At 76.0% G+C, this 11,959-nt stretch carries 14 protein-coding genes; 7 read left to right on the top strand and 7 right to left on the bottom strand.

Annotated features, from left to right (window positions below; translation table 11 throughout):
- Window positions 1-38: 38 nt before the first annotated feature.
- On the top strand, window positions 39-959 hold the full coding sequence (locus tag ABZ861_RS24835; RefSeq protein ID WP_361633900.1) for a DMT family transporter: 921 nt from the start codon (window positions 39-41) through the stop codon (window positions 957-959).
- Between the two features lie 14 nt (window positions 960-973).
- On the opposite strand, the gene ABZ861_RS24840 is transcribed toward ABZ861_RS24835, so the two are convergent.
- Both ABZ861_RS24840 and ABZ861_RS24845 read right to left on the bottom strand, forming a co-directional pair.
- On the bottom strand, window positions 974-1,414 hold the full coding sequence (locus ABZ861_RS24840) for a hypothetical protein (protein WP_361633903.1): 441 nt from the start codon (window positions 1,412-1,414) through the stop codon (window positions 974-976).
- A gap of 558 nt (window positions 1,415-1,972) precedes the next feature.
- Window positions 1,973-2,518, bottom strand: coding sequence for a hypothetical protein (locus ABZ861_RS24845; RefSeq protein WP_361633906.1), 546 nt, complete (start codon window positions 2,516-2,518; stop codon window positions 1,973-1,975).
- A gap of 270 nt (window positions 2,519-2,788) precedes the next feature.
- Here ABZ861_RS24845 and ABZ861_RS24850 point away from each other — a divergent pair, with 270 nt between their 5' ends.
- Window positions 2,789-3,502 (top strand): alpha/beta fold hydrolase, encoded by a 714-nt coding sequence (locus ABZ861_RS24850; RefSeq protein WP_361633957.1) that lies wholly within the window; start codon window positions 2,789-2,791, stop codon window positions 3,500-3,502.
- 332 nt (window positions 3,503-3,834) lie between these two features.
- Here ABZ861_RS24850 and ABZ861_RS24855 read toward each other — a convergent pair whose 3' ends face one another.
- From ABZ861_RS24855 to ABZ861_RS24875, 5 genes are all read right to left on the bottom strand, one after another.
- Window positions 3,835-5,502 carry a DEAD/DEAH box helicase gene (locus tag ABZ861_RS24855; RefSeq protein ID WP_361633909.1) on the bottom strand — a complete coding sequence of 556 codons (1,668 nt, stop codon included), beginning with the start codon at window positions 5,500-5,502 and terminating at the stop codon, window positions 3,835-3,837.
- A gap of 231 nt (window positions 5,503-5,733) precedes the next feature.
- Entirely contained in the window at window positions 5,734-6,633 is a 900-nt protein-coding gene (locus ABZ861_RS24860) for a YihY/virulence factor BrkB family protein (RefSeq protein WP_361633959.1), read from the bottom strand.
- A gap of 478 nt (window positions 6,634-7,111) precedes the next feature.
- Window positions 7,112-7,828 carry a hypothetical protein gene (locus ABZ861_RS24865; protein WP_361633912.1) on the bottom strand — a complete coding sequence of 239 codons (717 nt, stop codon included), beginning with the start codon at window positions 7,826-7,828 and terminating at the stop codon, window positions 7,112-7,114.
- Window positions 7,825-8,010, bottom strand: a complete 186-nt coding sequence (locus ABZ861_RS24870) for a hypothetical protein (RefSeq protein WP_361633915.1) — start codon at window positions 8,008-8,010, stop codon at window positions 7,825-7,827. Before ABZ861_RS24870 ends, ABZ861_RS24865 begins: the two co-directional genes overlap by 4 nt.
- Before the next feature lie 42 nt (window positions 8,011-8,052).
- Window positions 8,053-8,517 carry an Asp23/Gls24 family envelope stress response protein gene (locus tag ABZ861_RS24875; RefSeq protein ID WP_361633918.1) on the bottom strand — a complete coding sequence of 155 codons (465 nt, stop codon included), beginning with the start codon at window positions 8,515-8,517 and terminating at the stop codon, window positions 8,053-8,055.
- A gap of 349 nt (window positions 8,518-8,866) precedes the next feature.
- Here ABZ861_RS24875 and ABZ861_RS24880 point away from each other — a divergent pair, with 349 nt between their 5' ends.
- The 5 genes from ABZ861_RS24880 (at window position 8,867) to ABZ861_RS24900 (ending at window position 11,873) form a co-directional block, all read left to right on the top strand.
- Entirely contained in the window at window positions 8,867-9,427 is a 561-nt protein-coding gene (locus ABZ861_RS24880) for a sigma-70 family RNA polymerase sigma factor (protein ID WP_361633921.1), read from the top strand.
- Complete coding sequence (locus tag ABZ861_RS24885; RefSeq protein WP_361633924.1) at window positions 9,424-10,089, top strand: Asp23/Gls24 family envelope stress response protein; 666 nt, start codon at window positions 9,424-9,426, stop codon at window positions 10,087-10,089. Before ABZ861_RS24880 ends, ABZ861_RS24885 begins: the two co-directional genes overlap by 4 nt.
- Window positions 10,082-10,420, top strand: a complete 339-nt coding sequence (locus tag ABZ861_RS24890) for a hypothetical protein (RefSeq protein ID WP_361633927.1) — start codon at window positions 10,082-10,084, stop codon at window positions 10,418-10,420. The genes ABZ861_RS24885 and ABZ861_RS24890 overlap by 8 nt, the downstream gene beginning before the upstream one ends.
- Before the next feature lie 122 nt (window positions 10,421-10,542).
- Window positions 10,543-11,127 (top strand): sigma-70 family RNA polymerase sigma factor, encoded by a 585-nt coding sequence (locus ABZ861_RS24895; RefSeq protein WP_361633930.1) that lies wholly within the window; start codon window positions 10,543-10,545, stop codon window positions 11,125-11,127.
- On the top strand, window positions 11,124-11,873 hold the full coding sequence (locus ABZ861_RS24900; RefSeq protein WP_361633933.1) for an anti-sigma factor: 750 nt from the start codon (window positions 11,124-11,126) through the stop codon (window positions 11,871-11,873). Before ABZ861_RS24895 ends, ABZ861_RS24900 begins: the two co-directional genes overlap by 4 nt.
- Window positions 11,874-11,959 lie beyond the last annotated feature (86 nt).

Genomic DNA, 11,959 nt, shown 5'->3' on the forward strand with positions numbered 1-11,959 from the left:
GCCGCACGCCGGGCGCGACCGCGTGCGTACGCGCGCCGGTGAACGCGACCACCGTCGTGTTCGCCCTGCTGGCGGCCTTGTCCAACGCCTCGGCCTCGGTGCTCCAGCGGCGGGCGGCGACGGACGAGTCGGCGAGCGGTTCCGGAGTGCGCCAGGCGCTGCGGTGGCTCGTCCGCCTTCTGCGCCGGCCGTACTGGATCGCCGGGGCCGGGCTGCTGGCCCTGTCCACCGTGTTCCAGGCGGCGGCGCTGGCCGTGGGCAGCCTGTCGCTCGTGCAGCCGCTGCTGGCCAGCGAGCTGCTGTTCACGCTCGCCGTGGGCAGCGTGGTCTTCCGTCACCGCCCGGACGGGCGCACGTGGGGGGCGTTCGCCGCCCTCGCCGTCGGTCTCGCGCTCTTCCTGGGCGCGGCCTCGCCGTCCGAGGGCGTCCCGACGACCGAGCCAGGAGGGTGGCTCGCGGTGGGGGCGGCGGTGCTCGGCACGGTCGCGGCGGTGCTGGCGGCGTCCCGTCTGGTGCGCGGCGCCGCGCGGGCGGCGCTGCTCGGACTGGCGTCCGCGGTGTCGTTCGCGGCCACCGCGGCGCTGCTCAAGGAGGTCATGGGGCGGCTCGGGCACGGCGTGGTCGGGCTGCTGACGCAGTGGCCGCCGTACGCCGTCCTCGTCGCCGGCGGCGTGAGCTTCCTGCTGCTCCAGAGCGCGTTCCGGGCGGGCAGCCTCACCGCGTCGCAGCCCGCGCTCACCCTCGGCGACGCCCTCGCCAGCGTGGTGCTGGGCTGGGTGCTGTTCCAGGAGCACATCGGCCTCGGGGTCCGGGTGCTGCCCGAACTGGTCGGGGTGGCGCTCATCGGCGCGGGAGCGGTCGGCCTGGCCGGCGCCGCCGCGGGCGACGCCTGGGACGCGGGGCCGGACGAGCGCGGGGCCGGTTCGGGAGGCCGCCGGACCGCGCGGCAGCGGTTCTGAGACCGCTCACCCGCTCATGACGCGGCCGTCGGCGCGGACGGCCCGGTCCGGGAATCGTCCGACGGCGAGCCGGGTTCCGGGCCGGTCGCCGCCGGGGCCTCCTCGGCGAGCGTCAGCCGGATGCTGCCGAGCCAACGCGAGATCAGGTTGTAGAAGAGGCCGCAGAGCGCCGCGAACACGCTGAACGCCACGACCGCGCAGACAGCGAGACCGAGCACCCAGCTCGCGGGCGGCCAGGGGTCCTCGCCCAGGACGGCGAGCAGGATCCACACGGGCGGCATGGTGACGGCCGCGCACACCACGAGCCCCGCCGACACGAGGAAGCTCGCAGCCAGCACGGTCCCCGGGGCGGCGGCGTCCAGGCGCGTCGGCAGCAGCCGCGGCGAGGAGGGCGACGCGGGCGGGGATATCCACCCCGCCTCGGTCTCCCCTTTTTCCTCGGCCCCGGAACACACGTCGCCCTCCAGGCTCAGTCGCGCGTCGCCCTCCTTTGGGCGGGACCGAGCGCCGTCGCCCTCCGAGCGGGACCGAGCCGCGTCACCCTCCGGGCGGGACCGAGCGCCGTCGCCGTCCGAGCGGGACCGAGCCGCGTCACCCTCCGGGCGGGACCGAGCGCCGTCGCCGTCCGAGCGGGACCGAGCCGCGTCGCCCTCCGGGCGGGACCGAGCGCCGTCGCCGTCCGAGCGGGACCGAGCCGCGTCACCCTCCGGGCGCGACCGAGCGGCGTCGCCCTCCGGGCGAGACCGAGCGGCGTCGCCGCTGCGCGCCTCGGCGGTCGGGGCGGCGGCGTCGTCCTCACGCGCCGTAGGCCGGTGCTCGGGGGCCGCGGGGCACTGTGCCGTGGCGGCGTCGGCCAGGGGCGGCGTGCGCCGACGACCGTCCGAGTTTCCCGCGGGACGTCTGCTCCGGCCCATGTCGCTCCTAGCGGGTCGAGATCGTGGGGGTGGTGGTCGTGCGGGGCGCGGGCGGCGAGGCGTCGGAGGTGCGTGTCGGGCGGGCGCGGCGGCAGGGCGTCAGCCGGCCGCGCTCAGCCCGCGCCTGGCGGCGCCGGCGACGTGGCGCCCGGTGATGCGGCCGATCTCGTGCCAGAACGGCTTCGCGGTCAGGTACGCGCCCAGCACCGACAGGACGCCGAGCGAGACGTCGACGCTGATCCGGCCCTGCCTGGCCCAGTACACGTCCTGAAGGTCGAGAAGCAGCGCGAACTCGTCGCAGATCAGCGCGGTCCCGCAGCCGTAGGCGGCGGCCACGGCCGGATGACCGGCGGCCCGCTCGTCGCCGCGTACGGCGATCAGGCCGACGCCCGCCAGCGCGGCGATGCCGAAGTTGTAGTGGTGCAGGTGCTCGCCGCCCGCCGAGACGTTGCCCCAGGGCAGCCAGCCGTCCCGGATGCCGTGCGTGATGACCCGCACGGTCGCGAAGGTCGTCCCGAAGGACATCCATGTGATCAGCATCGACCGCTGCAACGGGGTGAGACGGCGGTCCGCCGTCTCACGCCACCGCCGGACGAGCCGCCGGTCCGCGTCGTCACGGCGACGCGGCTGGGTGGGTGTGATCATCGGGCCGCCTCCCGTGCCGCCTGGCGAGTCCCTCGCCGGTGTGCGGTTCCGACGCTATGCGCGCCGTCGGCGGGCCGCATCCGCGGGTCACCCGTCCGGCTGCACTGGGGGTCTCCCCCGGCCGGGTCAGGGGCCTCCCCGGATCCGCGGAGCGGACACCAAGCCGCTGGGCGCGCGGCGACGGATTCCCTTGAGGACAGAGCGGTACCGGGAACAGGTGCGGTGCGCGCGGACGTTGTGCGGGCCGACACGGAAAGGGACGTCATGCTGATGTCGCGGGGTCAGGGCGAGGTACAGGACGAGGTGCGGGGCGCCGCCGCCCTCCAGGTGCGGTACCGGCCGCCCCGGACGCGGGCGGCCGTGGTCACCCTGCACGGCGGGCGGGCGGACAGCCACCAGACCTCGCGGCCGTGGCACCTCGCGGCGCTGCGCATGCGTCCGGTGCTGCGGGCCGCCGCGTCGGCCGTGTCGCCGCAAGACGTCCTCCTGGCCCAGGTCCGCTACCGGCACCGCGGGTGGAACCAGGGCGACCCGGCCGAGGACGCCTGCCGGGCGCTGGGCGAACTCAGCCGGCTCGTCGGCGAGGTCCCCGTCGTGCTCGTCGGCCACTCCATGGGCGGCCGGGCGGCCCTGCGGGCGGCGGCGCATCCGCTGGTGGCCGGAGTGGTGGCGCTCGCGCCCTGGCTGCCGCCGGGCGAGCCGACCGAGCATCTGCGGGGCGTGCCGTTCGTCGTGCTGCACGGCGACCGGGACCGGGTGACCAGCGCCCCCGACTCCGTGGCCTACGTCCGCCGGGCCCGCGCCCGCGGCGCGCGCGCCGGGGCGGTGCTGATCCGCGGCGGCGATCACGCGATGCTGCGCCGCCCGGCGCTCTGGCACGAGGTCACGGCCGGGATCGTCGCGGACCTGCTCCGCCCCGACGGCCCGCCCGGCTCCGGTCCGGCCGCGGAGAGCTGGGCGAGCGGCGCGGCGCTGGAACTGTAGGCCCTGGCGCAGGACCGCTCTCCGCCCGGATCCCCCAAGACGCCGTCGGCGCGGTGACGGCGCCTGCCGTCCCCGCTGCGGGCCAGGTCGGGTGAACGCGGCTACGCCGTGAGTGACGAGGCGACGGGGCAAGGTCGTGCCAGCGCCTTGGGCGGCGATCCAGGATTCGTCCGCGTCGTGAGCGACGAGGCGACCACGCAACGCCGTGCCCGCACCGTGGGCGGCGATCCGAGAACTCGTCCGCGCCGTGAGCGACGGGGCGAGGACTCGTCCGCGTCATAGGCGACGCGGCAACACCTCGTCCGTGCCGTAGTCGACGGACGCGGACGCGGTCAGCGTGACTGCGGGCGGTCCCGCCGGACCGGCGCCTTGCGGCCCTTGATGGTGCTGCCGCGCAGGGAGCGGATCACGTCCTCGGCGGCGCCCTCGGGGACCTCCACCAGGGAGAAGCGGTCGGCGATCTCGATCGAGCCGATGTCGCGACCGCTCAGCCGCGATTCGCCCGCGATGGCTCCGACCAGGTCCTGCGGCCGGATGCCGACGCTGCGCCCGGCCCCGACGAACAGACGGGCCATCCCCTCGCCGGGACGGCCGCCGCTCCCGCGCCCGCGCGGTCGGCGCTCCCCGCCCCGCTCCGCGGGCGCCACTTCGGGGATGTCCTCCTCGTCGGCCGCCGCGCCGCCCGCTTCGTGCGCCAGCTTCACCGCGGCCAGCGCCACGTCCATCACGTCGAACTCGTCCCCGAGGGTCTCCACCACCACGCGGAACCGGTCGAGGTCCTCGTCCTCCAGAAGGCTCTCGTGCAGCGCGGCCCGGGTCAGTTCCAGGCGGCGGGCGCGCAGGTCGGCGACGGACGGCACCCGTTCCACCGGCACCCGGCGCTTGGTCGCCCGTTCGATCGCCTTAAGCTGCCGGTGCTCTCTCGGCTCCGCCAGCGTGATGGCGACGCCCTCGCGTCCGGCGCGGCCGACCCGGCCGATCCGGTGCACATACGACTCCGGCGCGGAGGGAACGTCGTAGTTGATCACGTGGGTGAGGTGCTCGACGTCGATTCCGCGGGCCGCGACGTCCGTGGCGACCAGCAGGTCCGCGGTGCCGCCGCGCAGCCGCCCCATCACCCGGTCCCGCTGCTCCTGGCTCAGGCCGCCGTGCAGGGCCTCGGCACGGTAGCCGCGCGCGTTGAGGGTCTCCGCGAGCTGGTCGACCTGCTCGCGGGTCCGGCAGAACACGAGGGCGGCGTCCGGGGCCTCCAGGTCCAGCAGCCTTCCGAGCGCGGCGGGTTTCTGGGCGCGCGCCACGACGTAGGCGGACTCCCGGATGCGCGGGGCCTCGCCCGGCGCCGGGGTCTCGCGCTCGATCTCGATGCGGACCGGGTCGCGCAGATGGCGCCGGGCCATGGCGCCGATGCGATCCGGCATCGTCGCGGAGAAGAGCACGGTCTGCCGGTCTTCCGGCACGTTCTCCAGAATCGCGTCGATGTCCTCGGCGAAGCCCATGTCGAGCATCTCGTCGGCCTCGTCCAGTACGACCGTCCGCAGGTCGTCGAGCCGGAGCGTGCCGCGGGCGATGTGGTCCAGCGCCCGGCCGGGCGTCGCCACCACCACGTCCACGCCGCGTTCCAGGGCGCGCAACTGCCGCCCGATCGGCTGGCCGCCGAAGACGGGCAGGACGCGGGCGCCCAGGTCGCTGCCGTACCGGTGGGCGGCCTCGGACACCTGGATGGCCAGCTCACGGGTGGGCACCAGCATGAGGGCGGCCGGACCCCGTCCCTCCCGGTCGCGGGGCAGGCGCTGGAGCACCGGCAGGGCGAACGCGGCGGTCTTGCCGGTGCCCGTGGCCGCCTGGCCCAGGACGTCGCGTCCGTCCAGCAGCGGTGGAATGGCCTCCGTCTGGATGGGGGTGGGCTCCTCGTAGCCCAGTCCGGACAGTGCGCGCAGCAGCTCCGGCTTCAGATCGAGGTCAGCGAAGGTGACCGGTGCGGCCGTGGCGTCTGCCGTCATGGCGAACCCCTCCTGCCGAGGGCCCGCGCGGACGCCTCACCCAGGGGGTCTACGCGGACGCGGTGTCCGAGGGCGCCGGATGCCGGGCCCCGAGGTCTCGCTCTTGGCCAGCCTGCCGGACGGGTCTGGAGTCCGCATCCGCAATCGCGACGGAGACCGGGACCGGGACCGCGGCGCCGCTCACCGGCCCGCGTACGCGTTTCCCGACTCCGTGGCGCGGCGGGGCGGGGATCAGGGCTGGGCGGGGTGCGGCGGGATGCGGTCTGCCGCCGGGTGCGCGGGTGCGGGTTCCTTGCTCAGTTCGGCCGTGAACTGGGCGCCGGTGAGCAGGGCCAGGTTGGACAGCCACAACCAGATCAGGAAGACCACCGAGCCGGCGAGCGATCCGTACAACTTGCTGTAGGCGCCGAGGGCGGAGGCGTACAGGGCGAAGCCGGCCGAGACGGTCAGCCACAGGACGGCGGCCACGATGCCGCCGGGCAGGCTGTGCCGGCTGCGGCGGGCCGCCACGGGGCCGGTGTGGAAGACGACCACGACCAGGACGGCCACCAGGCACAGCAGGAGCGGCCAGCGCAGCAGGCTCCAGGCCCAGGCGACCGTGGTGTCCAGGCCCATGAGGCGTCCGGCGGACTCCGCCACGGGACCGGTCAGCAGCAGCACCAGCGCGCTGACCACGAGCAGTCCCAGCACCGCCAGCGCGGTGAGGACGATGCGGTGCGCCCGCCGCCAGGGCGAGCGCTGGTCCTCGACGCGGTGCATGCGGTGCAGGGCGCGGCGGAAGACGGCCAGGTAGCTGGAGGCCGACCACAGGGCGCTGCCCACGCCGGTGACCAGGAGCGTCCACACCGTGGAGTCGGCGCGCAGCATCCGGGCCAGCACCTGGTGCAGATCCGCGCCGGACTGGGCAGGGGCGTAGGCGGCGACCTGGGCGATGAACCGCTCGGCCGTGTCCGGGCTGATCAGCGCGAAGGCGATGACCGTGGCGAGGAGGGCGGGCAGCACGGTGAGGATGGCGTAGTAGGTGAGGGCGGCGGCATGGTCGGTGACGTCGTCGCGCCACATGGCGCCGGGGACCCGACACAACGCCGGCCACCAGGCGGAGGACGGAGCGGAACGGCCGCGCGGGGGCACAACGCTCTCGCGGCGGGCGCCGGGCTTGCGGCGGGCGTCTGTCTCGTGGCGAGGCTCGGCCCGGCGGGAGGTGGTGTCCGCCTCGTCGCGGGCGACGGTCCCATTGCGAGCGTCAGTCACACGGCGACCGTCCGTCTCGTGGCGAGGCTCGGCCCGGTGGGAGGTGTCCGCTTCGTCGCGGGCGACGGTCTCACGGCGGGCGTCAGCCTCGTGGCGAGGCTCGGTCCGGCGGGGGACGTCAGCCTCGTCGCGGGCGTCGGTCCCGTGACGGGCGTCAGCCTCACGGCGGGCGTCAGCCTCACGGCGGGCGTCGGCCTCGTGGCGAGGCTCGGTCCGGCGGGGGACGTCAGCCTCGTCGCGGGCGTCGGTCCCGTGACGGGCGTCAGCCTCACGGCGGGCGTCGGCCTCGTGACGAGGCTCGGTCCGGCGGGGGACGTCGGCTTCGTCGCGGGCGACGGTCTCGTGGCGGGTGTCGGGTTCAGCGGGCATGCGGCATCCGGTGGGGTCGGGCGCTCGGCCGGATGCGGCCGCGCACTGCGTACGGGGCGGCGGCTGACTCGGCGCGTCGCGGGAGCAGGGTCAGGGCGGGGAGGACCGCGGCGGGGGTGACGTCCGGGCGGAGCCGCACGGACGGGCGCGCGGTCAGCCGCCGTCGGCCGCCGAGCACCCGGGCGCGGCAGCGGGCGACGACGCCCTTGAGCGCCACGGCGTCCCGGGCGACGGCGTCCGCCGAGACTCGCGTCCGCAGGCGGCCGCCCGGCATGGGCAGCGGCACGCGGCGACGGCCGCCGCCGCGGAACTGCCGGGCGCACCACAGCGCGCACCGCGCGGTCCCGGCCGGGGCGCCCGCCATGCCGGCCAGCCTCCGCCAGCCGCATGTCCGCAGCGAGGCGATCGTCCCGCCGCCGGACAGTGCGCCGTACCGGGACAGCGCACCGTTCCGGAGCAGCGCACCGTTCCGGAGCAGCGCACCCTTCGGGAGCAGTGCGCCATACCGGGGCAGCGCACCGTATGAGAACAGCGCGCCGTACCTGAGCAGCGCACCGTACGAGGGCAGCGGGCCGTACCGGGACAGCGCACCGTACAAGGACAGCGCACCGTACGGAGACGGTGCGGGCCATCCGTACGGCAGGCCGGGCGCCGCGAAAGGCTCGCTCGCCGCGCGCCAGGCGCCGGGGACGGCCGGCGCGGTCATCGGCGGCGCCGGCCGAAGACGTCGCGCAGGTCTTGGGCGCGGCCGCCGCCGTCGACCCAGTGCCCGACGGCCCACCCCAGGCCGCCGAGCGCGGCCACGAGCAGAAAGGCCGCGAAGCCTCCGAACCAGCCGGCGAAGGCCAGAGCCATCCCGGCGAACATCCCTGCCACCGCTGTGCCCATCGTCTCCTCCCCTCTCCGTCCCACCGCGCCTCGCCTCGCGGACTACGCCACGCGGGACTCGGCGGGCGGCGCCGGGTCGTCGTCGGGCAGGCGGACGTCGTTGACGGCGACGTTGACCTCGACGACCTCCAGGCCGGTGATGCGCTCCACCGCGTCGATGACGTTCTCCCGCACGTCGCGGGCGACGTCGGCGATCGGCACGCCGTACTCGACGACCAGGTCGAGGTCGATGGCGGTCTGCCGCTCGCCCACCTCGACCTTCACGCCCCGGCCCACGTTGGGACGGCCGCCGGGGACCCGGTCGCGCACGGCGCCGAGGGTCCGGGACAGGCCGCCGCCCATGTCGTGCACGCCGGGGACCTCCCGCGCCGCCCTTCCGGCGATCTTGACCACGACGACGTCGGCGACGGACGTCCTGCCGCGGGTGGCGGCCGGCTGGTCGGCGCCCGGGACGCCGTCGGCCAGGGCGGTGGCGGCCTGCGGGGGCGTCACGGTGCGGGACGTCACGGTCCGGGGCGTCGAGGCCCCGGGCGCTGTGGGCTCTGGGGGTGCGGCGGGCGCTGCCGGTACGGTGTGGGCGGTCATGAGCCAGGTCCTTCCTGCGGTGCGGAGTGCTCTCTGCCGCATTGGACCCGGCTCGGCCGCGGCTGTGACGCGTATGCCCGGATTCCCTTCCGGGATGCGTTCCCGTACCGCATCCGGGGGACGCCCGCGCTCGTGAACACGATGAGGAACCCCGGGCATGCGTGAATACGACGTAGGCGCGAGGAGGCGGACGGCCACGGCGCCGCAGAGCACGGCTCGGCCGCGTCCCACGGTCGAGGACGGCAGGAGACGACAGGAGAGGAGCCGCCCCGTGGCGGTGGACGACCCCCCGGACCTGAACGACGGCCTGCTGGCCGTGCGGGCGGCCGAGGGCGACGAGGACGCCTTCGCGGTGCTGGTGCGCCGGCACGCGCCCGCCATGGTCCGGCTGGCCACCCGGATGCTCGGCCGCCGCGGCGAGGCGGAGGACGCGGTGCAGGACGCGTTCGTCAGCGCCTGGCGCAGGCTGCCGGAGTTCCAGGGGCGTTCCGCGTTCGGCGCCTGGATCCACCGGATCGTCGCCAACCGCTGCCTGAACGTCCTGCGGGCGCGCAGGCCGGCGGCGCCGCTGGAGGCGGCCGGGGAGATCCCGGCGCCGGAGCACGCGGTCTCGCCCGAGCGGATCGCGGAGGCGCGTGAGGAGGTGCGGCGGATGCGGGCGGCCCTGGACCTGCTCTCGGCCGAGCAGCGCGCCTGCTGGGTGCTGCGGGAACTGGACGGGAGATCGTACGCGTTCGTCGCGGACGCGGTCGGCATCAGCCAGGAGGCGGTGCGGGCCCGGGTCTTCCGCGCACGACGCACCCTGACACGAGCTCTGGGGGCCCGGCGATGACTGACCGCATCGATCCCCCCGACGGGCCGGAGGCGTGCGGCCGGGACGACGAGCGGCTGCCGTGCGGGCGGCTGCTGTCCGCGGTCTGGGACGCCTGGGAGCGGCAGGCCGACGACCCGCACACCGCCGGCTGCGCGCACTGCACTGCGACCGCGCGCGAGCTGGAGGAGTTGGCGACGGCCGTCCGCGTGCTGCGCGAGGAGACCGCCCAGGCGCCCGGCGGCCAGGACGCCTCCGCGCTCGCCCAGCGGGTGATGGACGTGGTGCGGGTGGAGCCTCGGCCGGGGCGCCCGCTGCCGCTGGGCGAGCCGGACGAGGATCTGTGGATCATGGAGACGGTCGCCGCGCGGACCCTGCGGACGGCGGCGGAGACCGTCTCCGGCGTGCTCGCCGGTTCCTGCCGCCTGGCCCCGGCGCCCGGCGCCGCACCGACCGCACCGACCGCACCGACCGCACCGGTCGAGGTCTCGGTCCGTCTGGAGGTGCACGCCCCCGCTCGCGTGCCGCTGACCGAGATGGCGGAGGACGTGCGGCGGCGAGTGCGAGAGGCGGCTGACCGGCGGCTGGGGCTGCGGGTGGCCGCCGTGGACATCTGTGTGACCGATCTGGTCGACGCGGCGGACGAGGCGGCCGGCGCCGAGGAGGACGCGAACGATGCATGACCGCACCGCGCAGACCGCGCTCACCGAGGAGATCGCCCGGACCGTGGAGCGGGTGCCGGGCGTGGCCTTCCTCAGTCCGGGATCCGCCGGGCCGCCGCGCGCCGCCCGGCCCGGCGGCGCGGGCGGCGCGCGGACGTCCGGCGTGCGCGTGAGCCGGCCCGGCGGAGACGGGCCCTGGCAGGTGGAGGTCCACCTGGTGGTCTCGCACCGCGAGCGCACGGCCGACGTGGCCCGCGCCGCCGGGCGGGCGGCGCGGGAGCGGATGGCCGAGCTGCTGCCCGGTCAGGCCGCCGCGGCCCGCGTCCGCGTGACCGTCACCGGGCTGGTGTGAGGCGGGGTCAGGACCGGACGGCGTGACGGGTACCGTTCTGCGGTTCGACCAATCCGCACCCGCCGCCGCCTCGGATTACGCGGGGAGGATCCGACCCCGTCGTACCTTGTGGGAGGACCGTAGTGAAGGAAGCCGTGCATATCGGCAGAAATCCATCCGCCGAACCGGATCTGCAGAAGCTGCTGCACGAGGTGGCGCTGGGAGATCAGGAGGCTTTCGCCTCGGTCTACGACGCGGTGGCCGGCTCCGTGCTCGGAGTCGTCCGCGCGGTGCTGCGCGACCAGGCGCAGTCGGAGGAGGTGGCGCAGGACGTCCTGGTGGAGGTGTGGCGCACCGCCCCGCGCTACCGGGCCGACCGCGGCACGGCGATCAACTGGATCCTGACCCTCGCCCACCGCCGGGCTGTGGACCGGGTCCGCTCGGCGGAGGCCGCCGCCCTGCGCGACCACAAGGCCGCGCTGCTGAACCGGACGCCGGATTACGACCAGGTGACCGAGCAGGTCGAGACCCGGCTGGAGCAGGAGCAGGTACGGCGCTGCCTGCGCACCCTGACCGAGTTGCAGCGGCAGTCGGTCACCCTCGCGTACTACCGCGGCCTCACCTACCGTGAGGTCGCAGAGGCGCTCGCGCTGCCGCTGGGGACGGTCAAGACCCGGCTGCGCGACGGCCTCATCCGGCTCCGTGACTGCCTGGGGGTGGCGGCGTGACCACGATGGACCTGCACAGCCTGACCGGGGCATACGCCCTGCACGCGCTGCCCGAGGACGAGCGCGCCGCCTTCGAGGGTCATCTGCACGACTGCGCCTCTTGCGGGCAGGAGATCGCGGAGTTCGCCGCCACGGCGGAGCGGCTCGCGCTGGCCTCGACCGTCCGCGCCCGCCCCGACATGCGGGACCAGGTTCTGCACCGGATCACCACGGTGCGCCAGGCGCCGCCGACCGCGGCGCCGACGGAGCGGGTGCGCCGCTTGCTGCCGCACGGGAGCGGCGCGGTCCGCTGGGCGCTCGCCGCCTGCCTGGCCGGCGCGACCGCGCTCGGCGGGACCGCCGCGTGGCAGTACGAGCGGGCGCAGGACGCCCAGCAGCAGGCGGCTCAGGCGGAGCGGCACGCGGACGAGATCACCGCCGTGCTGACCGCGCCCGACGCCCGCACCCGCTCGGCCCGGGTGGGCGGCGGTTCGGGCACGCTCGTGGTCTCCGCCGACCGCGACCAGGCCGTCTTCCTGGCGGGGCAGATGCCCGAGCCGCCTCGGGGCAAGGTGTACCAGCTCTGGTTCGACGACGCCGGAACCATGCGTCCGGCCGGTCTGATGGACCCCGGCCGAAGAGACCAGACGGTGCTGCTTTCGGGCGCGGTGGGCAGCGCCTCGGGCGTCGGCGTCACGGTGGAGCCGGCCGGCGGTTCGCCGCGGCCGACCGCCGCGCCGATCTCCCTGCTGAACATGCCGGCCTGACGTAAAGAGAGACAGAGAGAGGGGGAGCCCGCCGGACGGCGCCGAACAGGCCTGGCGCGGTCCGCACGGCCGGAGCATGCCGGCGA

The sequence above is a fragment of the Streptomyces sp. NPDC046985 genome (genome assembly GCF_040644415.1).
In the GTDB taxonomy this organism is placed as follows: Bacteria; Actinomycetota; Actinomycetes; order Streptomycetales; family Streptomycetaceae; genus Streptomyces.

What these genes read in the sequence shown, in the direction of transcription:
- ABZ861_RS24845 (WP_361633906.1), bottom strand. Translation starts at nt 2,518, where the DNA reads ATGATCACACCCACCCAGCCGCGTCGCCGTGACGACGCGGACCGGCGG.
- ABZ861_RS24850 (WP_361633957.1), top strand. Translation starts at nt 2,789, where the DNA reads ATGTCGCGGGGTCAGGGCGAGGTACAGGACGAGGTGCGGGGCGCCGCC.
- ABZ861_RS24855 (WP_361633909.1), bottom strand. Translation starts at nt 5,502, where the DNA reads ATGACGGCAGACGCCACGGCCGCACCGGTCACCTTCGCTGACCTCGAT.
- ABZ861_RS24865 (WP_361633912.1), bottom strand. Translation starts at nt 7,828, where the DNA reads ATGACCGCGCCGGCCGTCCCCGGCGCCTGGCGCGCGGCGAGCGAGCCT.
- ABZ861_RS24870 (WP_361633915.1), bottom strand. Translation starts at nt 8,010, where the DNA reads ATGGGCACAGCGGTGGCAGGGATGTTCGCCGGGATGGCTCTGGCCTTC.
- ABZ861_RS24885 (WP_361633924.1), top strand. Translation starts at nt 9,424, where the DNA reads ATGACTGACCGCATCGATCCCCCCGACGGGCCGGAGGCGTGCGGCCGG.
- ABZ861_RS24890 (WP_361633927.1), top strand. Translation starts at nt 10,082, where the DNA reads ATGCATGACCGCACCGCGCAGACCGCGCTCACCGAGGAGATCGCCCGG.